This is a genomic window from Lentzea sp. NPDC051208, from assembly GCF_040682435.1.
Classification (GTDB): Bacteria; Actinomycetota; Actinomycetes; order Mycobacteriales; family Pseudonocardiaceae; genus Lentzea; species Lentzea kristufekii.
In genome coordinates this window covers 430,076-455,207 of sequence record NZ_JBFBAW010000005.1, presented here as the reverse complement: position 1 = coordinate 455,207, position 25,132 = coordinate 430,076, and the positions used below count along the sequence as shown (strand labels likewise).

Here is a 25,132-nt window from a genome sequence, read left to right as displayed (position 1 = left end):
TACATCTTGCGACAGCGGTTGAGCGTTACCGTGCGGCGGCACCACATAGGCTGCGCGACATGCACGTCTCGTTCGTCTGCACCGGCAACATATGCCGGTCCCCCGTGGCAGCGCTCGTGTTCCGAGAATGGCTGTCCCGAGAAGGATTGTCCTCGAAGGTCCAGGTGTCCAGTGCCGGCACCGGCGGGTGGCACGTCGGCGACCCGGCCGACCCGCGCTCGTTGAAGACGTTGGCGGACAACGGATATCCCGTCGACCACGTGGCCGCGCAGGTCGGTGCCGAACACCTGGACGCGGATCTGCTGGTCGCGCTCGACTCCGGTCACGCCCGCGCGTTGCGCCGGATGGTGGATCCCGGCCGCGTGCGGCTGCTCCGTTCGTTCGACCCGGACGCAGACGACGTGGACGTGCCGGATCCGTACTACGGCGACGACGCCGGGTTCACCGAGGTGCTGGTGATGGTCGAGGCGGCGATGCCGGGGCTGGTCGCGTGGGTCCGCGAGCGGCTCTGAGGACGAAGCACCAGTCCTCCCGTGCCACCGCCGCAGAGGCGGCCGGCCTGCGGTGGCTGCGCGTCGACGGCGGCCCGCCGATCCCCTCCGTGCACAGCGCTTCCGAGGGCACGCTGGTGATCGACGAGATCCCGGCCGGTGAGCCGAATCTTCAGGCGGCCGTGACCTTCGGCCGCCGGCTGGCCGCCCTGCACCTCGCGGGAGCCCCGGCGTTCGGCTGCCCACCTCCTGGCGGCCCGCGCGAGGCCACGATCGGCCTGGCCGAGATGGTCAACGAGCCCGCGCCGGAGTGGCCGGAGTGGTTCGCGTCACAGCGGATCGAACCGTACGCGCGGCAGGCGGGCATCGACGTCGGCGAGGTGTGCTCGCGGATCAGCGAACTCGCCGGTCCGCCGGAACCTCCCGCACGGCTGCACGGCGACCTGTGGAGCGGCAACGTGCTGTGGGGCGCCGACGGCCAGGTGTGGCTCATCGACCCGGCGGCTCACGGCGGCCACCGGGAAAGTGACCTCGCGATGCTCCAGCTCTTCGGCTGCCCGTTCCTCGACCACGTGCTCGGCGCCTACCAGGAGGTCGCGCCCCTGACCGACGGCTGGCAGGCACGCGTGCCGTTGCACCAGCTGTTCCCGCTGCTCGTGCACGCCGTGCTGTTCGGCGGCGGATACCGCTCGCAGGCGGTGGCCGCGGCACGAGCCGCTTTGCGAGGATGACGTTCATGGACTTCACCGCCTGGACGTGGCTCAACGAGCCGCAGAAGTGGTCGGCCACGCCGCTGACCGTGCACGCCGACCCGAGCAGCGACTTCTGGCGCCTCACCGGAAACGGCGTGATCCGCGACAACGGACACCTCTACGGCATGAGCCTCACCGGCGACTTCACCATCACCGCCACCTTCAGCGGCGAGTACGCGGCGCAGTACGACCACGCCGGCGTGGGGCTGCTGGCCGACGGTGAGAACTGGATCAAGGCCGGGGTCGAGGTGTTCGACGGGAAACTGCAGGCCAGCACGGTGGTGACGCGGGGTTTCTCGGACTGGAACCTGGCGCTCGTGGAGCCGTTCGAGCGGTTCACCGTCAGTGCCGAACGCAAGGGTGACGCCGTCTGGGTGCGGTACGGGACCGACGGGCAGGAGCCGGTGGACGTGCTGCGCAAGGCGTACTTCCCGCCCGGTGTGGAGGTCAAGGTGGGGATCATGGCGGCGAGCCCGGAGGGCGAGGGGTTCGTGACCCAGTTCCACGAGGTCCAGCTCACGCATCTACCGTGAGGACGTGCGGTTCAAGTTCCTCCTCAAGCCGGGCTGGCTGGCGCTGACCCTGGCCGTCTGGGTGTTCGCGGGTGCCTGCATCTACCTCCTGTCGCCGTGGCAGTTCGGCCGCAACGACGAACGCCAGGAGCAGAACTCCGCCATCACCAAGTCGCTGAAGAGCGACCCCGCCCCGTTCGGCGCGAAGCACGACGAGTGGCAGAAGGTCGAGATCAAGGGCCGTTACCTGCCGGAACTGGAAGCGCTCGCACGGCTGCGCACCGTCCAGGGCGAGGCGGCGTTCGAGGTCATCACGCCGTTCGAGACCACCACGGGCCACAAGGTCCTGATCGACCGCGGGTACGTGCGGCCGGTCAACGGCATCAAACCGCCGGACTTCGACGCGCCTCCCACCGGCGAGGTCACGCTCATCGGGCTCGCCAGGCCCAACGAGTCGAACGACCAGCCCGCGTTCGAGCAGGACGGCCGCAAGCAGATCTACTCGATCAACAACAACGCGGTCGGGCCGGGCATCGAGCCCGGCTACTACCAGCTGATCGAGAAGCAGCCCGGTGCGCTGGACACGCTGCCGCTGCCCCGGCTCGAGTCCGGGCCGTACTTCTCCTACGCGCTGCAGTGGATCGCGTTCGGCGTGATGGCGGTCGGCGGCTGGCTGTACTTCACGATCCGCGAGGCGCGGCCGGGTGGCGTGCTCTACGAGGGCAGGAAAAAGAAGAAGTCGATCGCCGAGCTACTTGCGGAAGAGGGCGATGACGGCGCTGACGAGGCCGGCGCCGAAGCCCACGACCCGGGACAGCTCCACGGCACGCGTCACGTGACCTGAGTCCGGGCTGCGGCCGTGGCCGAGGACGGGGCGCTCTTCCACGCCGTGCGAGTAGACGGTGCGGCCGCCCAGCCTGATCTCCAGGGCGCCCGCGAAGGCCGCCTCCACCTGGCCCGCGTTGGGCGACGGGTGCGCTGACGCGTCGCGGCGCCAGGTCTCCAGCGCCTGGGAGGCCGAGCCGCCGACGACCGGTGCGCCGCCGACCGTCAGCAGGGCGGCGAGGCGCGACGGCACCAGGTTCAGCAGGTCGTCCAGGCGGGCCGAGGCCCAGCCGAACCGCAGGTGGCGCGGGGACTTGTGGCCGACCATGGCGTCCAGGGTGTTGGCCGCGCGGTAGCCCAGCAGGCCGGGCACACCGGCCACCGCTCCCCAGAACAGCGGCGCAACGACGGCGTCCGAGGTGTTCTCGGCCACGGACTCCACGGTCGCGCGCGCCAGGCCCGTGGTGTCCAGCCGGGTCGCGTCGCGGCCGCACAGGCTCGGCAGCCGCTTGCGGGCCGCGTCGAGGTCTCCGTCGGCCAGTTCCCGGCCCATCGACGTGCCCTCGGTGGCCAGCGAGTTGCCGCCGAGCACCGTCCAGGTCGCCAGCGCCGTGGCCGCCGTCTGCAGCAGCCAGTGCTTGCGCGAGGCCCGTTCGACCGCCACGCCCAGAGCCGCGGTCCCGCCGACCAGCACGGCGGAGTAGACGGTCCCGGCGGCCTGCGAGTCGGCGTACAGCCGCTTTTCCAGGGCCGCGGCGGACGACCCGAATGCCGCTACCGGGTGAAATCGGCGTGGATCACCGAACACCGCGTCCGCGGCCACGCCCAGCAACAACCCCAACGCGCGCCCCGCACCCAAGGCATCCTCCCCAGCTCGTCGAAGGCACGGTAGCGCCGCGTCGGACGAGCGCGCGCATTAGGGTGGCCGGTCGTGGAGCACAAGCGGTTGAAGCTGTACGCCTATCTGGACGCGCGCGATCACCAGCGCACGTACCTGGCGATCATGCGGCTGTTCACCTCCACGCTGCTGGCGGATCTGAGCGCGGGCGAGGTCGCGGGGGCGCTGGCCGGGCAGGAGCGCGAGGGCCGCGTCGAGCAGGGCGAGAGCCGCATCGAGAACGTCATCAACCGCCTCAAGCAGCTCGTCGAGTGGGGCAACCTGGTCCAGGGCCGGCGTGAGGTCGTCGCGGCCAGCATCGCCGAGTTCCAGCACGGCAGCGTGCGCTACCAGGTCTCCAAGCTGGCCGTCCGCGTCCAGCGCGACGTCGACGAGCTGCTCCGGGTCCCGGAGGGTGCCCGCGAGGTCTCCCGCGAACTGCTCCCCGCGATCGAACGCGGCCTCAACGAGCTGGGCGGAACGCTGTCCGTCGCCCTGCTCAACGAGGGCGACAGGACCAGGGAGCTGCTGGCCGAACGCGTCACGACGCTGTTCCTGCAGCACGCCGAACTCGCCGCGACGGTCCGCGACTTCTACGCCTACCTCGGCCAGGTCGTCACGAGGAACCACCTGGCGCCCGAGGAGATCGCGGGCTTCCGGAACCTGCTCGTCGAGTACATCCAGCGGGTCGTCGAGGACGTCCTGAAGTACACGCCCCCGATCGCGGAGGCCCTGGCCGGGCTCACGAAGGCCCGCACCGAACTGCTGCGGCTGCTCGGCACCGACCTCGGCCACAACGTCGAACGCGCCCGCGGGCGGACACCGGAGGACTGGCAGGAGCTGACGGACTGGTTCGTCGACCGTCCCGGCCGCCCGAGCCAGGTCACGGCCCTGCGCGAGGCCACGGCGCGCGCCATCGGCAGTCTCCTGGCCAGCGTGAAGCGCGCGACGTCCGGTGGAGGACTGCTGCCCGGCCGCCGCGCCGAACTGCTCAAGCTCGCGAGCTGGTTCGACAACGCGACCAGGGAGGAGGCCCACGAGATCTACGCCTCCGCGTTCGGTCTCTACAGCGCCCGCCACCTCTCCCCCGCGCCCGAGCACGACTCGGACAACGAGCGCACGCCGTGGCGCGACGGCCCGGTCTGCGACGTCACCGTGAGCGTCCGGACCCGGGGTGACCGGGGCGGGCGCGGCAGGCCGTCCAGGATCCTCGACGACCCGATGACCGAGCAGTCGCTGCTGGCGGAGGCACGCGAGGCGGACGAGATCCGCGCGAGGCACGTCGCCGAGCTCACCAACGCCGCCGGAAACCTGGAGAACACCACGCTCACGCACGGCGCGTTGGAGGTCTTCTGCGAGCTGCTGACGCTCGCGATGGCCCAGCGCGACTCCCCGAACGACAGCGGCTCGGCCAGCGACCCCGTGCGCGGCCTCAAACTGGAGATCGCCCGGGGTACGACGACCCAGATCCGGTCGGCCGCCGGGACGCTCACCCTGCACGACGCGACGGTGGCACTGAAGCGATGAACCACTTGGACAACCTCTCCGACATCGACGCCGCGAACGTGGTGCGGTGCGCGCGAACGTTGCTGCGCCGGCCAATGCTGCGCACCGACGGCCCGGACGGCGAGCTGCTCAGCCTCGTCTACCGGCACCGCGCGACCCTCCAGGACCTGTTCGCGGGGCTGCTCGGCTACCGGCTGGTCGTGGAACGCCGGTTCGCGCGCCTGTACAAGTCCGGTCCCGGCAACGACGACACGCGCGGCGTGCTCAGCATGTCCCCCCGCGGTTACGCCTACCTGGCGCTGACGCTCGCGGTCCTCACCGGCATCGGCCGGCAGACGTTGCTGTCCCGCCTGGTCGCCGACATCCGTTCCGCCGCGGCCGAAGCGGGCATCGACGCACCGGACGACGTCACCGAACGACGTGCGCTCACCGCGGCCCTGCGCCACCTCGTCTCGCTCGGCGTGCTGCACGAGACCGAGGGTTCGGTCGCCCAGGACGTCCTGCCCCAGGAAGCGTTGATCACGATCGACACCGACCTGCTCGGCCAGCTCGTGACGGGCCCGGTCGGCGAGGCCCAGAGCCCCGCCCACCTCGTCGAACTGGCGGCACGCCCCGGTCCGCGCGGCGTCGAGCACGCGGTGCGGCGCAGGCTGGTCGAGACGCCGCTGGTGCTCTACGCGGACCTGCCGCCCGAGCAGGCGGAGTGGCTGCGCCGCAACCAGCGCAAGGAGACCGCGTTGCTGGAGCAGGCTTTCGGCCTGCACACCGAGTGCCGGGTCGAGGGCGTGCTCGCCGCCGACCCCGAGGACTTCCTGACCGACCTGTCGTTCCCCGGAGTTTCCACGGTCGCGCGCATCACGCTGCTGGCGCTGCCCGAGTTGCTCGACGGCGAGGAGGAGGACGCGCCCGCACGGCACGTCGTCACCGTCGAACGCCTCCGCGAGGTCTGCGCCGGTCTGGTCGAGGACTACCCCGCGGCGTGGTCGAAGCAGTTCACCGACGACCTCGACCGGCTGGTCGCCGAGGTGACGGAACTCCTGCGCCGCATGGGCTTGGCGGCGCGGACGGACGACGGCTCGTGGTCGATCAGCGCGGCCGCGCACCGCTGGCTGCCGTCCCCCGACGGCGACCCGGAACGAGAACGACAACCGGAACCCGTTGTGGTGCCCGAAGTACCGAGCTGGTCCCTGTTCGACGAGGAGAACGTTTCATGAGCAGGTGGCGGCTGCACCGCGGCGGCGTGGTCAACATCTGGCAGTACACCGAGCAGACGTTCGACTTCTCCGGTGGCCGCGCGATCTTCCAGGGCACCAACGGGTCCGGCAAGTCCCGCACGCTGGAGCTGCTGCTCCCGCTGTGCCTGGACGGCGACCTGCGCCAGGTCGGTTCCAAGGGCTTCGACACGGTCAGCCTGCGGCGCCTCATGCTGGACGACTACGACGGCGGCCCGAACCGCATCGGCTACACGTGGGTGGAGCTGATCCGCGAGGCCGCCGACCACTCGGGCAACGAGTACCTGACGTGCGGCCTGGGCGTGAAGGCGTCCAAGACCTCGCAGGCCATCACGGACTCGTGGCGGTTCGTCACGCCGTTGCGCGTCGGCACGGAACTGCAGCTCGCGGGCCCGGAACGCGTTCCGCACGGCCCGGCGCAGCTGCGGGACCTCATCGGCGCGGACTGCATGTTCGAGGAGCCGGCGTTCCGCGCGAAGATCGCCGAGACCGTCTACGGCGTGCCGGCCGCGCGTTATGGCGACCTGCTGCACCTGCAACGGACGCTGCGCAACCCGGACGTCGGCCTGAAGGTGCTGGAGGGCCAGCTCGAACAGATCCTGAGCGACGCCCTGCCGCCGCTGGACCAGGCGATGGTCGAGCAGCTCGCAACGTCGTTCGACGACCTGGAGTCGATCCGCGAGAACATCGTGCGACTGTCCTCCGCGGACAGTGCGCTCGGCACGTTCCTCAAGACCTACAGCGACTACGCGTTCGGTGGGCTGCGGTCCGCCGCCGAACGGCTGGAGGCCGCCGAGAAGTCGGTGGCGAAGCTGCGGCGCGAGCAGGCGAAGCTCACGCAGGAGCTGGACCTCACGCGGATGGAGCGCGCGGCGGCCGAGCAGGCGCTGGCCGACATGGAGACCGGCGAGCAGCAGGCCGAGGAGACCATCGCGGCGCTGAAGGAACTGCCGGCGTTCCGCGATCTGCAGGACCTCAAGACGCGCGAGAACCTGGTGGCGGAGAAGCGTTCCTCCGCCGTCGCCGCCCTCGAGACGGCCCACCGCCAGCGCGCCCAGGAAGAGGCGGCCGTCGACAACGTGCTGCGTCTGCTGCGCCGCCTCGCGGAGGACCTCCAGGCCGCCGACGCGCTGAGCGAGCCGTTGCGCGAGAACCTGCGTCTCGCGGGCATGGACCCGGACCTCGCGCCGGACGTGCCGCAGGTCCCGGCCGCCGAGGCAGGCGTGACCACGGCTTCGGTGCGGGCCAAGCCTGACCCCGAGGCCGGGCCGCTGCCGATCGAACGCCGCGTCCCCCCGGCCGCCGCGACCGAGGACGTGCTGGCCGCGCTGACGTCCGTGATCGACCAGACTTCGGGCATCGCTTCCCTTGCGCGTCAACGGGGTGCGCTCGCCCTGGCCCTGCACGAGCAGGCGCTGGCCCTGGACGCGCAGCAGCGCGAGGTGGAGTCGTTGCGGCAGAAGGCCCGCGACGCCCAGCTCGGCGCGACCGAAGCGACCTCGTTGCGCAACCAGGAGATGCAGGAGCTGGCCGAGGTCGTGCAGGCCTGGCTGGAGCAGGTCGAGGTGTGGACGTCGAGCGGCCCGTTGCTCGACGAACGCCCCGCCGAGGCCCTGAAGCTGCCGCAGACCGCCGATCCGGCCGCCGCGAGGACGCTGAGCACGACCGCCCGCGAGTGGGCGGCACCGCTCGTGCAGGCGGCTCGCGACGCCGCGCACGCGTTCACCCAGCAGCGCGCCGAACTGCGGGCGAGGCTCGACACGCTCGACGAGGAGCTCGTCGGCCTGCGTTCGGGCAACGAGCGCGTGCCGGTGCCCGGCCAGTACACGTCGGCGAACCGCGATTCCGCTGCTGGAGCGCCCTTCTACCGGCTGGTCGACTTCGTGCCGGCGCTGACCGACGACGAACGGGCCGGACTCGAAGCGGCGTTGCAGGCGAGTGGCCTGCTGGACGCCTGGGTGACCCCGGCCGACGCCGACCTGAGCGACGTCCTGGCCGTCCCGAGGCCCGCCGTCGACGGCCGTTCGCTGGCCGACTACCTCGTGCCGGCCGTCGAGGGCTCGCCGGTGCCGGAGTCCTTCGTCGCCGACCTGCTGAAAGCGGTGTCGCTGGACGACATGACCACCACCGGCGACTGGCGCACGGGCGTGCTGACCGGCCGCTGGACCAAGCCCGAGGCCGAGTTCATCGGCGCGGGCGCGCGGGAAGCCGCCCGCGGCCGCCGCATCGCCGCCCTGGAGGAGGAGCTCGCCGACCTCCGCGCCCGCCTCGGCACCGCCGAGGACGAACTGGCCCGCGCCCACGAGCACGTCGCCACCTGGGAGGCGCACCTCGCGGCGTTCCCCGGCGACGGCGAGCTGATCGCGAAGCACACCCGCGTCCAGGCCGCCGAGGAGTCGGCCGCACGGGCCCAGCAGCGCACGTTCGAACTGCGGGAGGCCCTGGAGAACGCCAACTCCCGGCTGGAGGCCGCGCGCAGCGAGCTGACCCGGCAGGCGGGCGACGCCGACCTGCCGTCCGACACCGAGGCGCTGCGCCAGGCCCAGGCCGCGGCCGCGGAGGCCCGGCGGACCGCCGACCTGCTCGGTGACGCGGTGAAGAGGCGCTGCCAGGGCACGATCTCCGACCTCACCGACGCCTCGCACCGCTACCACGAGGCCGTCGCCGACCGGCAGACCGCGGAGGCCGACGCCGACGCCCGCTGCGTCGACCACGCGGCCCAGGCCGGAACGCTGGCCGAGCTGACCGACGCGGTCGGCGGTGAGGCCAAGGAGATCAGCGAGCAGCTCACGCAGCTGGAGAAGTCGCGCAAGAAGATGCGCACGGACCTCAAGGGCGTGCGGGAGGGCATCACCACCGCGCGCGAGCAGGCCGCGAAGCTGGAAGCGTTGCTGGAGAACAACTCCGCGCAGGTGATCGACGCCTCCGAGGCGCTCGAACGGGCTGCGGGGAACTTCCGGGCGACCGTCCGCGCCCCCGGCCTGCTGGCCGCCGCCTTCCCCGAGGTCCCCGAGGAAGCCCTGGTGCGCCAGGCCATCGCCGAGACCCCGGACCGGCGCGGCGGCACCGAAGCCACCGTGATCGCGAAGCTCCAGGCGTTGCAGACCTCACTGGCCGGCAGCCACGACATCGCCGCCGAACAGCACGCGGGCCTGCTCACCGTCACCGTGACCGGCGAGGAGGGCGCGAAGCCCGTCGCCGTCGCCGCCCGCCAGGTCACCACGAAGCTGGCCGAGCAGCGCGGGTTCCTCGACGAGCGGTACCAGGGCATCTTCGCCGACTACCTGATCCGCGACCTGGCCGAGTGGCTGCGCGGCCAGATCACCGTCGCCGAGGACCTGACCAAGCGCATGAACGAGGTGCTCGGCCAGGCCCGGTCCAGCCAGGGCGTGCACGTCAAGCTGGCCTGGAAGTCGTCCAGCGCCCTCGACGACTCGACGCGGCAAGCGCTTGCGCTGGTACGGCTGCCGTTCGGCGAACGCACGCCCGAGCAGGACGCCACGCTGCGCCGCGTCTTCACCGAACGCATCGAGAACGAGCGCGACACCCACTCCGGCGGCTACGCCGAGATCCTGTCGCGCGCCCTCGACTACCGCACGTGGCACCAGTTCACCGTCACCGTCGCCGACACTGGCCCGGACGGCAACCCGCGCGAACGGCGGCTCAGGCAGCTCTCGTCGGGCGAGACCCGCCTGATCTCGTACGTGACGCTGTTCGCGGCCGCGGCGAGCTTCTACGACGCGGTCAGCGACGAGTTCGACCCGCTGCGCCTGGTGCTGCTCGACGAGGCGTTCGAGCGTCTCGACGACCCGACCATCGCGCGGATGCTGGGCCTGCTGGTCGACCTCGACATGGACTGGGTGATCACCTGGCCGAGCGGCTGGGGCGTGTCGGACAAGATCCCGCGCATGCACATCTTCGACGTGCTGCGGCCCAAGAACGGTCGGGGCGTCGCGTGCACGCAGACCACGTGGGACGGCGCGGGCCTGGACCGGGTCGATCCCTAGAAGGCCACTAGCTGAACGATGGTGTGCCACGGCGGTGAGGACGCTGCCCCACCGAGGCGAGCCGCGGCGGCGTCCAGATGTCGTCGCGGTCGTTCAGGCGCAGCTCGCCGCCGCGGCGGACCAGCCACACGACCTCGTAGTCGAAGTGCAGCACCGCGTCGCCGGGAACTTGGTCGAGCACCTCGACCGTCCGCCGGACCACGTCGTCGAGCTGCCGGGTGATGTCGTTCTCCTTGGACAACCGGAACGCGACCCAGACCGTCGGCGTGAACCCGAGGTCGGACTCGATGACGCTCCCCGGACGGGGTTCGGTCCGGCCGACCCGGACCCACGTGCCCTCGGCAACGGCCACGCCCTCGAGGAGCTGCCCCAGCGTGACCTCCGGATCGCCCGGCAACACCGGCAGCCGGCGCGCGACCTGGTCCGCCGGCAGCGTGGTCGCGATGTCGAGGCTGTACGAGAGGGCCATCTGTTCTTCCTCGCTACGGGTAGATGTGGATCACGTTGCCATTCTTGTCGATCACGATGGCTTCCTTCAGCCGTTCGATCGGCCAGTCGCGCAGCTGGGCGCGCAACGCGTCGACGCTGACGTTGCTGTCGGCCAGGTTGACCACGACCCGTTCTGTCTGCCCCTCCTCCACCTTGCGCAGGATCCGGTCGGCGACGTTGCGCGGCCTGTCGGTGTTCGGGGCGACGTTGTCGAAGACCCTGCCCTCGATGCGGTAGTCGGGGTTCTTGTCACCCGGCACGGACGGATTCTGCTCCACCTTGTACCCGGCCTGGGCGAGCGTGGTGGCCGACTCGTTCTCGCGCTGCAGCGCCCGCTTGTTCTCGGGCGCCTCCTTGTCCGGGATCTTCGTCGGATGCCCGTCCGGTGTGGCGTCGGGATCCGGCTCGCCGGACGGCGGCGTGTGGTCGGGATGGCCACCTGTGCCGGGCGGGTCGTCCGGGTTCTTCGGCGGCTCACTCCCGCCTCCGTTGCGACCGGAGAACTCGTCCATCTTCTTCCGGATCTGCGCGAGCAGTTCACCGAGCCGCTTCAGCAACGGCTTGAGCTTCTCGAACGCCCGCAGGAGCTGCTTGATGATCTGGGCGATGCGGGCCGCCCACTTCGCGGCCGCCGTCGCTGCCTGTGCCGCCACCAGAGGCGCGCCGACCACCGTCAACGCCTCGATCGCCCACACCACGCAGCGTCCGACGAGGTCGGCGATCAGGTCACGCACGGTCTCCCGCACGACGCCGACGAGCACCCCCGCCATCTCGACCGCGCCGGCGATGCCGCCGGAAGCCTCGGCCGCGCCGCCGAGCAACGCCGCGGTGTCCGCGGCGCGCCTGCGGTAAGCGTCACCGGCTTTGCCCGTCCAGCCCGCCGTGTCCTGGACGGCCTCGCGCTCGTACTCGGTCTTCACCTGTCCGACAGCCTTGGCGACGTTGTTCCACGTCCGGGCCTGCGCCGCGACGCCGTCCGCATTGCCGGCCAGCTCGTCGAGGACCTCCTGCAGCGGCCCCACGTGCTCGATGACGAACGAGATCAGGTTCGACGCCACCGAACCGATCGGGTCCATGTAGAGGCTGAGCGCCTCCAACCCCGTAGTAGCCACGCCGAGACCGATGTCGACCCAGTTGCCGCTCGTGATGCCCTGCACCAGATCGCTGATCGACTCGGCGATCCCGATGCCGGTGTACCACTCGGTCGAGTCCTCTTCCGGCGAGATCAGCGGGTTGCCTGTCATCGGATGCCCTTGAACTTCTGGCCCACGTCGCTTTCACGTGTCTCGTAGTGCGTCGCGGTGGCACGCAGGTTCTCGGCAGTCGACTTGAGTCCCTCCTGGCAGGCCCGCAACGCCTGACGAGCCGTCTCCTCCAGCTCGTTGAACAACGGCGGCAGGAACTGGCAGAGCACTCCGTAGGTGTCGTCGGACATCGCGTTGTTCGCGGCGTCGATCGCCTGTCCCGCGGTGGCCGCGTGGCGATCGACCTTGTCGGCGTGCGCCCGCAGATCAGCGGGAGCGACCTCGAAACCGGCCATGGTGTTTTCCCCCCCCCCGGATCGTCAGCGGTAGACCGTGCCGTAGTCCTCGTCGTCGTCCGCACGGCGGGCAGGCGGTTGCTGCTCGGGCGCGGCGCCGAACTTCTGCTCGTAGTACCCGGTGATCCGGTTGCCCGCCTCGTCGCCGACGACCTGCCCGGCCACCTCTCGCACCCGGCCGGCGATCTTCGCCTTCGCCTGGTTCACGGCCATGAGCAGCTGACGGCCGAGTTCGTCGGGAGACGTGTTGAGGACGCGGTCGGTGAACTTGGCGTCCACCAGCACCCCGCTCGCGTCGATGGTCACCGTGACCGCGCCGTTCGGACTGGTCTCGCTGATCCGCACGTCGTCGACCTCGTGCTGGAGCTCCTGGTAGCGCGCGGCCTTCTGCTCGAACCCCGCCACCCACTCGTCCAAACCCCGCTCGACCTCGGCCGGATCGCCCCCGAAAAGGTTCATACCCTGTGTCATAGCGCGTCCTCCCCGTCACGCACGGTACCGAGAACCGGCATCGGTGCACGGTGAATCAGGAAACTAGGGTGGTGCCGTGAACATGGACCAGCCCGAGCTCGCGGAGTTCTGGCGTCTCGCCCGCGAGACGATGGAGGGCGGCGGCCGGTCGGCGTTCAGCTTCCGCGTCGAGGACGCGCGCACCGCCACCGTCCTGGGTGAACTCCTGCGCAAGCCGATCGCCCACCCGGCCCGTCGGCAGATCTCGCTGGCGCGCCTGGACGAACACATCCGCGCGCACGGGAGCTCACTGCCCGAGGTCCTCGAATCGGTGCACGGCAAGCCGGTCGGCCTGTCGACGGCCGAGGAGTCCTCGACGGCGGACGCCGTGCTCAGGTTCGCGTTGCGCGAGCACGGTCTGCTGTCGCGGCCGTGGGCCGCCGCGTGGATCGAGCACGTCCGCAGGTACGGCAAGATCCCGCAGCCCGCGTTGCCGATGATCGCGAACCAGGCCGCGGCGATTCTCGCGAAACTCAGCCCTGAGCCAAGGCAGTGGACCACGCGGTTCGCCTTGGCGGGCAACGACTTGGACGACGGCCGTCCGCTGGCCCGCATCGTCGGCAAGGCCCTGCGGCTGGCCGGCACCGACTGGGAACGCGCCGGGGTCCTGCCCGACGCCTACAGCGGTCCCGTCCTCACGTCGCAGGGCTACCTGACGCTCCACGACACCCTCGACGCCGCGGCGGTCACCGTCGTCCGGTCGCCCCGTCTGCTCGAATCCGGTGTGCCCGGCCCATTGGTGGTGCTCCCGGACGGCCTGACCCCGCAGGCCAGGCACCACCTCGACGGCAGGACCGTCCGGTGCCACAACGACTTCACGCCCGACGGCATCCGCACGGTGAACGAGGTGCTCGCCTGGACCGGCGGAACGGCGTGGCGCATGTCGGCGGCCGACTACCGCGAGGCGGTGGCCACGCTGATCGCGCGGGGCGTCGAACTGCCGACGCTGAACAGCCGTCCGGAGACCGCGAGCTGGGACCCCGACCTCGCCGGGACCATGGCCACGACGGGCCTGATGGTCACCGAGGAGCACGTGCTGCCGTCACTCCTTTGAAGTGACCCCAGACCAGCTCTGCAGCATCCGGAACGCGATCGACGCACCACCGGCGAGGCCGAGCCCGGGAACGCTGCCCGGCTCCTCGATCGCCTTGCGGACGTCGGCCCGCGACACCCACTTGGCCTCGGCGATCTCGCCCTCGGCGAGCCGCAACGGCTCGGCGGGATCGGCCACGGCCTCGAACCCGATCATCAACGACCGCGGGAACGGCCAGGGCTGGGACCCGAGGTACCGGATGTCCCGCACCGAGACGCCGACCTCCTCGCCGATCTCCCGCGCCACGCAGGCTTCCAGCGACTCGCCGGCCTCGACGAACCCGGCCAGCACGGAGAACCGGCCCTCCGGCCACTCCGGCCCGCGGGCGACGAGGACCTGGTCGGCACCGTCGTGCACGAGGCAGATCACCGCCGCGTCGGTGCGCGGGTACTCCTCCCGGCCGCAGCCGGAACAGACCGACGTCCAGCCGGACTTCTCCAGCACCGTCCTGGCCCCGCACTTGGCGCAGTACTTGCCGAGGCGGTGCCACTGGAACAGCGCGGCGGCCGTGGTGAACAGCCCGGCCGACATGTCGTCGAGGGTCGCACCGGCCTGCCGCAGGTCGAGCCACTGCGGTTCGTCCGTGAGCTCCGGCGGGCCCCAGGCGCGGCTCGCCGGCACGGCCTCGTCGTCCTCGGCGGGCATCAGCACGGCGAACCAGGCCACGCCGTCCTGCTCACCGAGCAGGACGGCGTTCACGGGCGGCTGGTCGCCGAACTCGAGGGCCGGCCGGTCGGCCAGCCGCGTACCGCGATCGGCGACCAGCGTGCGGCCGCGCGTGTCGACGACGATCATCCGGGCCTTGGGCCAGAGCGCGGCGAGCTTCTCGTCGTCGCCGCGCAACGGCTCGGACCGGTCGATCGAGAACCGCGACAACGCGGGCAGACCGACTAGTTCGAATGTCACTGGAACGAGACTCCACCCAACGCGGCCAGCTTCGGCTTGAGCAGGTCGGCGTCACCGACGAGCACGCCGGTGAAGTTGCCGGGAGCGAAGAACTCGAGCGCGGCCGCGGCCACCTGCTCCGGCGTGACGGCCGCGAGGCGCTGCGGGTGCGCGACCAGCCAGTCGAGGCCGAGGCCCAGTGCGACGAGGTTCACCAGGAACGACGCCAGGCCGCCCTGCGAGGACGTGCTGGTGAGCAGCGTGCCGACGGCGTAGCTGCGCGCGGTGTCCACTTCGGACTCCGACGGCGGCACGAGACCGAGGCGCGCCAGTTCGTAGCGGGTCTCCAGCAGGGCCGCCGCCGTCACGTCCGAGGCCGTGTCGGCGTCGATCAGCAACGTCGCGCCGTGCACGGTGAACTCGGGGTGCGACCGGGCGCTGTAGGTGTAGCCCTTGTCCTCGCGGATGTTCTCGACCAGGCGCGACGAGAAGAACCCGCCGTAGACCAGGTTCGCGAGCTGCAGCGCCGGGTAGCGCTCGTCGGTGCGCGGGATCGCCTGCGCCGCGAGGCGGATCTGCGACTGCACGGCACCGGCGCGGTGCACGAGCACCAGGTCGCCACCGGACACCTGCGGCAGCGGCGGCAGCTGGACGGCCTCGCCGTCGCCCTGCCAGGCCGCCAGCGCCTCGCCGATCTGGGCCACGGCGTCGGCCGGCTCGACGTCGCCGACGACGACGAGGACCGAGCCGCGCGGCAGCAGGGCCTTGGCGTGCAACGCCACCACGTCGTCGCGGGTGACGGCGGCGACCTCGTCGGCCTCCGGCATCTCCTTGGCGTACGGGTGGTCGCCGTACAGGACCTTCTGCAACGCCTCGCGCGCGATGACGCTCGGCTGCGAGCGGGCGATCGTGATGCGCTCGACCAGGCGGGCGCCCTCGCGCTCCAGCTCCTCCGCCGGGTAGGAGGCACCCGTCAGGACGTCGGCCAGCACCTCCAGCACCGTGCCGAGGCCCGAGGCCAGGGCGTTGCCGGTGAAGCTCAGGCGCTCCGGGTCGACCACGGCGTCGAGCTCACCGCCGACCAGCGCGAGCTCGGTGTCGATCTGCACGCGCGAACGCTTCTCGGTGCCCGTCAGCACGGTGTTCGCGAGGATCTCGGCCACCGCGGCGTGCTGGGAGCCGACGCTGGTGCCGGCCGGGTCCGCGAACGGGACGCGCAGCCGCACCTCGACCATCGGCACGGTGGCGCGGCGCACGGCGATGACGCGCAGGCCGTTCGGCAGCGTGGTGTCCACAGTGGACAGCTCAGCGGCCACCTTCTGCGATCCCAGCTCCGGCAGCGGACGGGGACCGGCCTCGGTGCGGCCGATCTCGTCTGCCGAGCGATGGGTCTTGGCGGCGGTCACTGAGCTCCTCCGGTGGGCTTGACGAAGAGAAGGGCGCGGGAGTCGGGACGCAGCGCCTTGGCCGCGGCCGACACCTCGTCGACGGTCACCGAGGCGATCCGCTCCGGCAGTTCGTAGATCAGCTCGGCGCGGCCGAACAGCAGCTCCGCCGAGCCGAGGCCCAGCGTGCGGTTCGTGAGCCGGTCGTGCTCCTTGTGCATGGTCGACGCCCAGCGGGCGGTGACCTTCGCGAGCTCCTCGGCCGACGGCGGCTCCTGCGCGAGCTTCTGCAGTTCCTCGTCGATGGCCGCGACGACCTGGTCGGCGGAGACCTCGGCGGCGTGGATCGCGGTGATGCTGAACGTGTCGGGGTCGCGGGCCTCGAGCGGGCCGAACAGGCCGCAGCCGGCGTTCAGGTCGATCACGATGCCCTCGCGGTGCACGAGGCGCTGCTGCAGGCGCGAGCCGTCGCCGTCCGCCAGCACGCCGGCGAGGACGAGGTACGAGAGGTAGCCGTCGATGTCGGTGACCGGGTCGGGCACGCGGTAGCCGATCGCGATCGCGGGCAACGGGGCCAGCGCGTCGCCGTGCTCGTGCCGCACCTCACCCTGCGGGGCGGGCTCGGCGAAGGAGGGGCGCTCCGGGCGCGGCCGCGCGGGCACGTCACCGAAGTGCTTCTCCACCAACGTCTTCGTGGTCTCGACGTCGAGGTCGCCCGCCACCGTCAGCACCGCGTTCGCCGGGCTGTAGTAGGTGTCGAAGAACTCCGCGCAGTCGTCGACCGTCGCGCTCTCCAGGTCGACGAAGTCGCCGTAGCCGTTGTGCGCGTTGGCGAACGTCTTGAACAGCACCGCGGGCAGGAGGATCCAGGGGAACCCGCCGTACGGGCGGTTCAGCACGTTGAGCCGGATCTCCTCCTTCACCACGTCGATCTGGTTGCGGAGGTTCTCCTCGGTGAGCTTCGGCGCGCGCATGCGGTCCGCTTCGAGGAACAGCGCCCGCTCCAGGGCCGCGGACGGCAGCACCTGGTAGTAGTCGGTGTAGTCCGGGTGTGTGGACCCGTTGAACGTGCCGCCCGACGACTGCACGTGCCGGAAGTGGGCGAGCTTCTCCAGGCTCTCGCTGCCCTGGAACATCAGGTGCTCGAACAGGTGCGCGAACCCGGTGCGCCCCTCCGGCTCGGAACGGAAGCCGACGTCGTAGTGCACGCTGACGCCGACGACCGGTGCGCTGGCGTCGGGGGCGAGCACCACCCGCAGGCCGTTGGGCAACGTGAACCTGTGCAGTTCGGGTGAGGCCATGGCGCAAGCCTACGGGTTCGGCGTCCGGAGCGATCGCAGGTGGCCCGCCTGGGCGAGCACGCCGTCGAGAGCCCCGAGGAACGCCGGGAAGCTGCGCCGGAAGTCCGAGCCGGTTCCCGAGTTGCCGTACCAGTAGAGGTCCTGCTGACCGAACGTGCCGATCCAGCGCTCGGTCTCGCCGAGCACCACCGCGTACGGCAGTGAGCGGGAGAACACGAGCTCGCGGTCGGCCTCGGGGACGTCGTCCGGCGTCACCCCGGCGAGGTAGCCGCGCAGGCCGCGGACGTGCTCCAGCAACTCGCTGCCGCGCTTGGTGCGGGCGGGCATCGACCGCGCGCCGAACGCCAGCGCGACCCCGCCGGCCGCGACGACGAGCCCGAACAGCGCGTTGCCGATCGTCAGCGCCAGCACGACCGTGGCGGCCACGCCGAGCACCGCGATCACGATTCCAGCCCACCAGAACAGGTTCCGCTCGGCGTCCGGGCGGCGCACGAACCAGCGCTTCTCCACGACGTCGGCGTAGAGCCGGTCGCGGACCTGCGCGAGGTCGATCTGCCGGCCGCGCAGCGACGACACGCTCACCGCGTCCGCGCCCTGGGGCAGCAGCGCCTCGCAGACGGCCTTCTCGTAGCCGGACAACGAGTCGTCCAGCGGGTTGCGGCGCACGATCTGCCAGTCGTGGTTGTCGGTCTCCGTGATCCACAGGTAGTTGCGGACGGCGAGGTCGATGACCGTGGCGGTCACGTCGACGACGTCCACGTGCTCGTCGACGACGGTGCCGACCTGGCCGGGCAGCACGCCGTCCGGAGAGGCGAAGGCGACCCTGTCGTCCTGGTCGCGGACCAGCACGGAGACCGCGCCGACCTCGCTGGCGAGCGCCGCCGCGTCCCGGCCGCGCAGGTACCACAGCAGCGCGACGCCGCCGAGCAGCAGCACCAGCAGCCCGCCGAGCGCGGCACCGCTGGCCGGCGTGAGCGCGAACGCGGCCGCGAGACCGGACTGCTCGACCACGACGGCGTTGGGGGGCACGACCCCGGCGGACAGTCCGATCGCGACGTCGACGCGTTCACCGGCGCCGAGCTTGATCTCCTGCGCGCGCACGCCCTTGCCGTCCGCGAGGTCCGCGCTCGTGCACGGCTGCGACGAACCGACCGGGCCCGCCAGGCAGTTGACCGACGTCGGGGAGTCGGGTGCGGAGAAGGAGACGGCGACCTTGTCGAGCTCGGTGTCCCAGCCGCCCGCGACCTGCCAGCGGACCTCCAGCGCGTCACCGACGGGGGCGACGGCGCCGACGACCGTGTAGGTCAGCGTGGACTGGCCGCCCTCGAGGGTGACGGAGAAGCTGTCGTCGTCGGTGGAGGTGCTGCCCTTGCCCTCGACCTTGGCGTCGGTGACCTGGTACTGGCGCTCCAGGTCGTTGCCGGCCGCGAGTCGCAAGGGGACGGTGCGCTTGACGGTCTTGCCGTCGGGCACCTGGACGGTCTCGGTGACGGAGAGCCGGGCGTCGCGCTCCAGCTTCATCCGCACCTCGGTGCTGACGGTGCCGGGGAGCGGCTGCGCGAGCGCGCCGGCCGCCGTCCCGAAAGACGTGACGGACGTCAGCGCGACAGCGACGAAGATCGCCGCACCCCAGTTCTTCAACACGGCTGCGGACAATAGCGGAGTCCTCATATGCTCCGGCGGACTTTCGAACAGACGCCATCTGGGGGATCTTCGGCGATGACACAACCACCGCCGCCAGGCAATCGGCCGCCGCCGCGCCCGGTGGGCCCGCCGCCCGTGCCCGCCGCACCGCCGTACGGGCCGCCGATGCCTCCCCGCCCCGTTCAGGGACCTCCGCGCCCGCCGATGGGACCGCCTCCTCCGTACGGTCCGCCGCCGGGAAGCCGGCCTCCGGCAGGCCCGCCACCGCCGATGGGACCGCGTACTCCTCACGGCCCGCCCATGGGCTCGCCTCCTCCTTACGGCCCGCCACCCGGCCACCTGCCGCTGCCGCCGCCGCGTCCGGTGATGCCTCCCCCGCGACCGACGTGGGGCCACCCGCACCCCGGCGCGTTCGCACCACCGCCCTACCCGATGGCGCCACCTCGCAGGAGCAACAGCGGGCCGGTCCTGGCGCTCGTCCTCGGCGGTGTCGTCGTCCTCGGCCTGGGCGCGATCGGTGTCTTCTCGGCGGTGTTGAGCAACAAGGTGAAGGACACGGGCTACTCGAACTACACGACCTACAGCCCGACCTACACCTACACGTCGACCACGACGACAACGACCACCACGACGACGTCCACGCGCACCTCGTCGACCCGCGCGCCGAGCACGCAGCAGACCCCGGTGGGCCCGAAGGCGATCTACAAGCTCGCCGACCACCCGATCTTCAGCACCAACATCGGCGCGAACGACTTCGACTCGTGCCCGTTGCCGCGGATGGAATACAGCCCCGCGGGCGAGAAGCGGTTCCTCGAAGCCGCGCTGCCGTGCATCGAGAAGGCGTGGCAGCCGGCGCTCAAGGCCGCCAACCTGCCGTACCAGCCGGCCGAGCTGCAGGTGTTCACCGGCACCACGCAGACGCCGTGCGGTTCGCGGCAGAACAACACGACGGCGATGTTCTGCCGCGGCGTCATCTACTGGCCCGGCGACTTCTACGCGAACGAGGGCGGCTCGACGGTCCGGCACCCCGGGGTCTACCTCGGTCAGCTCAGCCACGAGTACGGCCACCACGTGCAGTGGCTGACCGGCATGCTGCGCGCCGCCGACCAGGCCCAGTACGACGTCGGCGGCTTCGACACCCCGAAGGGCCTGGAGCTCAACCGCAGGCTGGAGCTGCAGGCCACCTGCCTCGGCGGCATGACGCTGGCTCCGTTCTCGCACAAGAACGTCGTGCCGATGGAGGTCGTGAACACCGGTCTGAGCGACGCGGGCAAGCGCGGTGACTACAACCGCAGGCCGGACCACGGCAGCGCGCCGAACAACGACCGCTGGGTGATGCACGGCCACAAGCAGAACAAGATCAACGCGTGCAACACCTGGGCGGCGAGCTCCGCGGACGTCTCGTGAACCGATCCCCCGGCCCACGCGTCCCATGGAGGTGGGCGGGACGCGTTAGCCCGGTCGGGGGACGCGTGATCCCGGTCCGCCTATGCTCGTACCCGACCCAGGATGACCATTGGGGGGACCTCAGGCGATGACGCAACCACCGCCACCGGGCAACTGGCCGCCGCCTCGCCCGGTCGGCCCGCCACCGATGCCCGCACCGCTCGGGCAGCGTCCGCCACAGGGCCCGCCTTCTCCGTACGGAATGCCGCCGCAGGGCCCGCCGCCCGGCTACTACGGCCCGCCACCGCCTCCCGGCCAGGTCATGCCGCCGCCGCAGCCGTCGTGGGGCCCGCCTCCGGGCTACGGCCCGTACCCGCCGATGCCGCCGCGCCGCAGGAGCAACGGCCCGATGATCGCCCTGATCCTGGGCGGTGTCGTGGTCCTCGGCCTCGGCGCGGTCGGCGTCTTCGCGGCGACCCTGAGCAAGAAGGTCGAGGACGCGGGCTACTCGAACTACACGACGTACAGCCCGACGTTCACCCTCCCGACCACGACCGAGGCCCCGCTGACGACGAGCAGCGCGCCGCGCGCCTCGGCGTCGCGCATCCCGTCCGCCCCGGCGACCCCGGCCGGTCCGAAGGCCGTCTACGCGCTGGCGGACCACCCGTTCCTCAAGCCGGGCTTCGGCGCGAACACGATCTCGGGCTGCGCGCTGCCGCCGATGGACTACTCCCCGGCCGGCCAGGACCGCTTCCTGCGCGCCGCGCTGCCGTGCATCGAGAGCATGTGGAAGCCCGCGCTGAACGCCGCGAACCTGCCGTACCAGCCGGTCGAGCTGCACGTCATCACCGAGACCGCGCAGTACCCGTGCGGCACGGTCCGCCCGGACCAGACGGCGCGGTACTGCCAGGGCGGCATCTACTGGACGGCGAACGCGTACGCCGCCGAGCGCAACCCGAACAACCCGAACCACCCCGGCAAGTACCTGGGCCAGCTCGCCCACGAGTACGGCCACCACATCCAGTGGCTCACCGGGATGCTGAAAGCCTCGGACCGCGCGCAGTACGACGCGGGCGGGTGGGATACTCCGAAGGGCCTCGACCTGAACCGCCGGATGGAGCTGCAGGCGACGTGCTTCGGAGGCATGTCGCTGGCCCCGTTGTCGCACGGCGCGATTCCGATCGAGGTGATCCGGGTGGCCCTGACCGACGCGGGCAACCGGGGTGACTACGACATCTACCCGACGAAGGACCACGGCACCCCGCAGAACAACGCGATCTGGGTCGACCGCGGTTACAAGTCGAACAAGGCGTCCGACTGCAACACCTGGGCAGCCGATCCAGGCGCCGTCTCCTAGGAAGGGGAGAACGTGACCCGACCAGCCAAGAACAACCCGGTCCTGCTCGCGGGAGTGTTCGTGCTGGTGGTCGCGTTCGTCCTCGGAATCGGTCAACTCAGCCGTCCCAGAGTCGTCACCGGCCACGCCCTGGCCGGTTCGCGCCCGGCCTCGACTCCCCCGACGGAGCCGTCGACCGCGATCCGCCCGCGGGCCGTCTTCCGCCTGGCCGACCACCCGTTGCTGGTGAAGCCGGTCTCGCTGACCCCGGTGACCTGCGCGTTGCCGCCGTTCGGCACCACCGACGGCCAGCTGGCCGCCTACTACGCGGCCGGAGTCGAGTGCCTGGACACCGCCTGGGGCCCTCTGCTGACGGCGGCGAACCTGCCGTTCGACAAGCCGGCGCTGGACGCCTCGCCGGTGCTGAAGGACGGCCCGTGCGGCGAGGCCCCGGAGTCCGACCACGCGGTGGCCTACTACTGCGGCCGCAACCGCACGATCTACATGCCGACGGCACGGCTGCGGGACAACGGCGGTGGCGACGCCCCGGCGACGCACCTGGCCACGCTGTCGCACGAGTACGGCCACCACGTCCAGGCGCTGACGGGCCTGCTGCGGGCAGCGGACCTGAAGATCACCGACGCGGGTGAGAAGACCCCGGCGGGCCTGGAGATGTCGCGGCGGATCGAGCTGCAGGCGAACTGCTTCGCGGGCATGTTCCTGAGCTCGGCGGCGGGGCGCGGTTCGCTGACGGCGGGCCTCGCGCGGCAGGCGCAGGAGGACTTCCAGTTCGCGATCGAGGAGAAGCCCGAGAACAACGCGCACGGTTCCGCCAAGAACCAGGCGCAGTGGGCGGCCGCGGGCTTCAAGGCGAACTCGACGGACGCCTGCAACACCTTCACGGCGTCTGCGGCCCAGGTCGGTTAACGCAGGTAGGTCTGCTCGTCGACGTGACGCGTGGGCGTTCCGAGGAACACCTTCGCGTCACTCGGTGAGCCGTACGCCAGGTTGAGCGTGGTCAGCAGGTAGTTGTAACCGCCGTCGCGTGGCCGCTGCCAGCGGTGGTTGAGCTGCCACCGGACCCACTCGCCGCGCACCAGCCGGACCGGGGAAGGCCGGTTCCACCGCCGTGGTGTCGCGTGCATGGTGTCCTGCAGCTGCACGGACAGCACGTCGTCGTCCTCGCGGAGGGTGAGCACGAGCCGGTCGATCTCGTCGCTCTCCTTCGACCACACGGGTGCGAAGTCCTCCCACTCGAGCAGGCGCACCTCGTGCACGGCGGGCTTCAGGTGCGGCAGCACGAACCCGACCGGCACGGCGTTGCGCCGGGTCGCGCCGGGCTCACCGCGGGACTGCTTGGTCCACTCGGTCCTCACCCACTGCACCACCACGTCCACGTCCACACGCCGATGGAATCAAACGCGGCTCGGCTCGGCGACCGGATTCACAGAGGGCAGCACCACGCGGAACACCGCGCCCTGGTCGGAGGGTTCGCAGGTCAGGTCTCCGCCGTGCGCCCGGACCACGCCCCGGGCGATGGCCAGGCCCAGCCCGGATCCACCGGAGCGCCGGTCGCGGGCGTCGTCGAGCCGCACCAGCCGGTCGAAGATCCGCTCGCGTTCGGCCTCGGGCACGCCCGGCCCGTCGTCGGACACGGTGAACCCCGTGAGGTCGACCCGGATCCGGACGGTCCCCTGTGGACCGGTCGCCTGCCGGGCGTTGTCGACCAGGTTGGCCAGCACCTGCGCGAGCCGTTGCCCGTCCCCGACCACGGCGACCGGGACGCCCTCCGCGGCGATGTCGAAGTCGGGCGCGACGAACCGGGTCCGCGCGACCTCGGCCTGGGCCAGTCCCAGCAGGTCCACCGACTCGCGCTGCATCTCGTACCCGGCGTCGAGCTGGGCGAGCGCGAGCAGGTCGTCCACCAGCCGTCCGGCCCTTCTGGCCTCCCTGACCAGCAGGAACGACATCTGGTCCCGGTCGGGTGAGTCGACGGGGGCCTGCACGAGCGCCTCGGCCACGGCCTGCACGCCGGTGATCGGCGTGCGCAGCTCGTGTGCCGCGTCGGCGACGAACCGCCGTGTGCGCTGCTCAGAGCCCTCCAGCGAGTCGAGCATGCCGTCGAACGCGGCGGCGGTCCGTCCCAGCTCGGTGTCGGTCCTGGACGGGTTGAGCCGCCCGCCGCGGTGCCCGGCGGCGATGGCCTGGGCCAGCGACGTCATGGCGTCCAGCGGTGCCAGCGCCTTGCGCACCACCACGAAGATCAGCACGCCGGTGATGCCTATCGCCGCGAGTCCCAGGATCAGCAGCAGTTTCCGCAGCCTGTGCTGGGCCTGCGAGATCGCCTCGGTGTCGGCGTAGAGGGTGACCTTGTTGCGCTGGACGTTGCGGACCTGGCGCTCGAACTGCCCCTCTTCGGGCGCGCTGCCGATGGTCGTGCCGTTGGGCAGCTCGATGGTGACGTGGATGTTCCGCTTCGTCAGCACGCCGACGACCTCGGCCGGGCGCCTGCCGTTCTTCAGCATCTCCACCGCACGCGCCCCGGCGTTGTTCAGCACGCCGTCGACGTCCTTGGAGGACTGCCCGGCGAACGTCCGGTCGACCGAGATCACCAGTGCCACGAGCACCAGGAACAGCACGAGCAGCACGGACATCGCCACCCGCCGGCGCAACGAGACCGTGCGGAGGTTCATTCCTCGGCCCGCAGCACGTACCCAAGGCCGCGAACGGTGTGGACGAGCCTCGTGCCGTGCTCCTCGATCTTGCGGCGCACGGCGCTGACGTGGACCTCGACCAGGTTGGGGTCGTAGTCCTCATAGCCCCACACGGCCGTGAGGATCTGAGTCTTGGACACGACGCGGCCGCGCTGGGCCGCCAGGTACACCAGCAGCCGCAGTTCGGTCGCGGTCAGGTCGATCGGCCGGTCGGCGCGCATGACGACACCGGCGTCGGCGTCCACGACCAGGTCGCCGACCTGCACGGTCGACGGCGTGCGGCCGAGGCGGCGCAGCACCGCCGATACCCGTGCCACGAGCTCCGCCAGCACGAACGGCTTGCCCACGTAGTCGTCGGCGCCGCCGGAAAGCCCGCGCAGCCGGTCCGGCACGCCGTCGCGCGCGGTCAGCATGACCACGCCGGCGCCGGACGAGCGGCGGATGACCTCGAGCAACTGGAAGCCGTCGCGACCGGGCAGCATCACGTCGAGCACGACCAGGTCGGGGCGGAAGCGACCGAGGTCGGCCTCCAGCTGGCGCCCGTCCAGGCGGTGCTGCACGTCGTACCCGGACTCACGCAGCGCGGACGACACCGCGGCGCCGATCGCCTCGGCGTCCTCGATCACCAACACCCTGGCGGACACCTC

At 71.4% G+C, this 25,132-nt stretch carries 23 protein-coding genes; 11 read left to right on the top strand and 12 right to left on the bottom strand.

Annotated elements, in window-relative coordinates; translation table 11 throughout:
- The first annotated feature begins 59 nt into the window (after positions 1-59).
- From AB0M48_RS15120 to AB0M48_RS15105, 4 genes are read left to right on the top strand one after another with little or no spacing between them, the layout of a single operon-like run.
- Positions 60-512, top strand: coding sequence for a low molecular weight protein-tyrosine-phosphatase (locus AB0M48_RS15120; RefSeq protein ID WP_363841193.1), 453 nt, complete (start codon positions 60-62; stop codon positions 510-512).
- Positions 491-1,222, top strand: coding sequence for a fructosamine kinase family protein (locus tag AB0M48_RS15115; protein WP_363841190.1), 732 nt, complete (start codon positions 491-493; stop codon positions 1,220-1,222). The genes AB0M48_RS15120 and AB0M48_RS15115 overlap by 22 nt, the downstream gene beginning before the upstream one ends.
- Before the next feature lie 5 nt (positions 1,223-1,227).
- Positions 1,228-1,776, top strand: coding sequence for a DUF1349 domain-containing protein (locus AB0M48_RS15110; protein WP_363841187.1), 549 nt, complete (start codon positions 1,228-1,230; stop codon positions 1,774-1,776).
- A gap of 4 nt (positions 1,777-1,780) precedes the next feature.
- Positions 1,781-2,599, top strand: coding sequence for an SURF1 family cytochrome oxidase biogenesis protein (locus tag AB0M48_RS15105; RefSeq protein WP_363841184.1), 819 nt, complete (start codon positions 1,781-1,783; stop codon positions 2,597-2,599).
- Here AB0M48_RS15105 and AB0M48_RS15100 read toward each other — a convergent pair.
- Entirely contained in the window at positions 2,507-3,439 is a 933-nt protein-coding gene (locus tag AB0M48_RS15100) for a cobalamin biosynthesis protein (protein ID WP_363841181.1), read from the bottom strand. The two genes, AB0M48_RS15105 and AB0M48_RS15100, sit on opposite strands and share 93 nt — an antisense overlap.
- A 72-nt stretch (positions 3,440-3,511) precedes the next feature.
- Here AB0M48_RS15100 and AB0M48_RS15095 point away from each other — a divergent pair, with 72 nt between their 5' ends.
- From AB0M48_RS15095 to AB0M48_RS15085, 3 genes are read left to right on the top strand one after another with little or no spacing between them, the layout of a single operon-like run.
- Complete coding sequence (locus tag AB0M48_RS15095; RefSeq protein ID WP_363841178.1) at positions 3,512-4,984, top strand: DUF2397 domain-containing protein; 1,473 nt, start codon at positions 3,512-3,514, stop codon at positions 4,982-4,984.
- A complete protein-coding gene (locus AB0M48_RS15090; protein ID WP_363841175.1) occupies positions 4,981-6,177 on the top strand; it encodes a TIGR02678 family protein in 1,197 nt (398 codons plus the stop codon). The genes AB0M48_RS15095 and AB0M48_RS15090 overlap by 4 nt, the downstream gene beginning before the upstream one ends.
- A complete protein-coding gene (locus AB0M48_RS15085; RefSeq protein ID WP_363841173.1) occupies positions 6,174-10,202 on the top strand; it encodes a TIGR02680 family protein in 4,029 nt (1,342 codons plus the stop codon). Before AB0M48_RS15090 ends, AB0M48_RS15085 begins: the two co-directional genes overlap by 4 nt.
- 7 nt (positions 10,203-10,209) lie before the next feature.
- Here AB0M48_RS15085 and AB0M48_RS15080 read toward each other — a convergent pair whose 3' ends face one another.
- Genes AB0M48_RS15080 through AB0M48_RS15065 form a run of 4 tightly spaced genes read right to left on the bottom strand, consistent with a single transcriptional unit; the run spans position 10,210 to position 12,690 of the window.
- Positions 10,210-10,671, bottom strand: a complete 462-nt coding sequence (locus AB0M48_RS15080; RefSeq protein ID WP_363841170.1) for a SitI3 family protein — start codon at positions 10,669-10,671, stop codon at positions 10,210-10,212.
- 13 nt (positions 10,672-10,684) lie between these two features.
- A complete protein-coding gene (locus AB0M48_RS15075; RefSeq protein WP_363841167.1) occupies positions 10,685-11,935 on the bottom strand; it encodes a hypothetical protein in 1,251 nt (416 codons plus the stop codon).
- On the bottom strand, positions 11,932-12,231 hold the full coding sequence (locus tag AB0M48_RS15070) for a type VII secretion target (protein WP_363841164.1): 300 nt from the start codon (positions 12,229-12,231) through the stop codon (positions 11,932-11,934). Before AB0M48_RS15070 ends, AB0M48_RS15075 begins: the two co-directional genes overlap by 4 nt.
- 24 nt (positions 12,232-12,255) lie before the next feature.
- Positions 12,256-12,690, bottom strand: a complete 435-nt coding sequence (locus AB0M48_RS15065; RefSeq protein WP_363841161.1) for a YbaB/EbfC family nucleoid-associated protein — start codon at positions 12,688-12,690, stop codon at positions 12,256-12,258.
- A gap of 94 nt (positions 12,691-12,784) precedes the next feature.
- Here AB0M48_RS15065 and AB0M48_RS15060 point away from each other — a divergent pair, with 94 nt between their 5' ends.
- Entirely contained in the window at positions 12,785-13,795 is a 1,011-nt protein-coding gene (locus AB0M48_RS15060) for a DUF2399 domain-containing protein (RefSeq protein ID WP_363841335.1), read from the top strand.
- Here the strand turns inward: AB0M48_RS15060 and nudC are convergent.
- Genes nudC through AB0M48_RS15040 form a run of 4 tightly spaced genes read right to left on the bottom strand, consistent with a single transcriptional unit; the run spans position 13,784 to position 19,049 of the window.
- Positions 13,784-14,740, bottom strand: a complete 957-nt coding sequence (gene nudC, locus AB0M48_RS15055) for an NAD(+) diphosphatase (RefSeq protein WP_363841158.1) — start codon at positions 14,738-14,740, stop codon at positions 13,784-13,786. The genes AB0M48_RS15060 and nudC overlap by 12 nt on opposite strands.
- Complete coding sequence (locus AB0M48_RS15050) at positions 14,737-16,125, bottom strand: pitrilysin family protein (RefSeq protein ID WP_363841155.1); 1,389 nt, start codon at positions 16,123-16,125, stop codon at positions 14,737-14,739. Before AB0M48_RS15050 ends, nudC begins: the two co-directional genes overlap by 4 nt.
- Positions 16,122-17,405 carry a pitrilysin family protein gene (locus AB0M48_RS15045; RefSeq protein ID WP_266041001.1) on the bottom strand — a complete coding sequence of 428 codons (1,284 nt, stop codon included), beginning with the start codon at positions 17,403-17,405 and terminating at the stop codon, positions 16,122-16,124. Before AB0M48_RS15045 ends, AB0M48_RS15050 begins: the two co-directional genes overlap by 4 nt.
- A 9-nt stretch (positions 17,406-17,414) precedes the next feature.
- Positions 17,415-19,049 carry a DUF2207 domain-containing protein gene (locus AB0M48_RS15040; RefSeq protein ID WP_363841151.1) on the bottom strand — a complete coding sequence of 545 codons (1,635 nt, stop codon included), beginning with the start codon at positions 19,047-19,049 and terminating at the stop codon, positions 17,415-17,417.
- 300 nt (positions 19,050-19,349) lie between these two features.
- Between AB0M48_RS15040 and AB0M48_RS15035 the strand changes: the two genes are divergently transcribed.
- From AB0M48_RS15035 to AB0M48_RS15025, 3 genes are all read left to right on the top strand, one after another.
- A complete protein-coding gene (locus tag AB0M48_RS15035; protein WP_363841148.1) occupies positions 19,350-20,456 on the top strand; it encodes a neutral zinc metallopeptidase in 1,107 nt (368 codons plus the stop codon).
- A gap of 127 nt (positions 20,457-20,583) precedes the next feature.
- Entirely contained in the window at positions 20,584-21,792 is a 1,209-nt protein-coding gene (locus AB0M48_RS15030) for a neutral zinc metallopeptidase (protein WP_363841145.1), read from the top strand.
- A gap of 12 nt (positions 21,793-21,804) precedes the next feature.
- On the top strand, positions 21,805-22,698 hold the full coding sequence (locus tag AB0M48_RS15025; RefSeq protein WP_363841142.1) for a neutral zinc metallopeptidase: 894 nt from the start codon (positions 21,805-21,807) through the stop codon (positions 22,696-22,698).
- Here AB0M48_RS15025 and AB0M48_RS15020 read toward each other — a convergent pair.
- The 3 genes from AB0M48_RS15020 to AB0M48_RS15010 are packed head-to-tail and all read right to left on the bottom strand — an operon-like array spanning position 22,695 to position 25,129.
- Complete coding sequence (locus AB0M48_RS15020; RefSeq protein ID WP_363841138.1) at positions 22,695-23,174, bottom strand: hypothetical protein; 480 nt, start codon at positions 23,172-23,174, stop codon at positions 22,695-22,697. The genes AB0M48_RS15025 and AB0M48_RS15020 overlap by 4 nt on opposite strands.
- A gap of 12 nt (positions 23,175-23,186) precedes the next feature.
- Positions 23,187-24,464, bottom strand: coding sequence for a HAMP domain-containing sensor histidine kinase (locus AB0M48_RS15015; RefSeq protein ID WP_363841135.1), 1,278 nt, complete (start codon positions 24,462-24,464; stop codon positions 23,187-23,189).
- Positions 24,461-25,129, bottom strand: a complete 669-nt coding sequence (locus AB0M48_RS15010; protein WP_090011153.1) for a response regulator transcription factor — start codon at positions 25,127-25,129, stop codon at positions 24,461-24,463. The genes AB0M48_RS15015 and AB0M48_RS15010 overlap by 4 nt, the downstream gene beginning before the upstream one ends.
- Between the last annotated feature and the right edge of the window lie 3 nt (positions 25,130-25,132).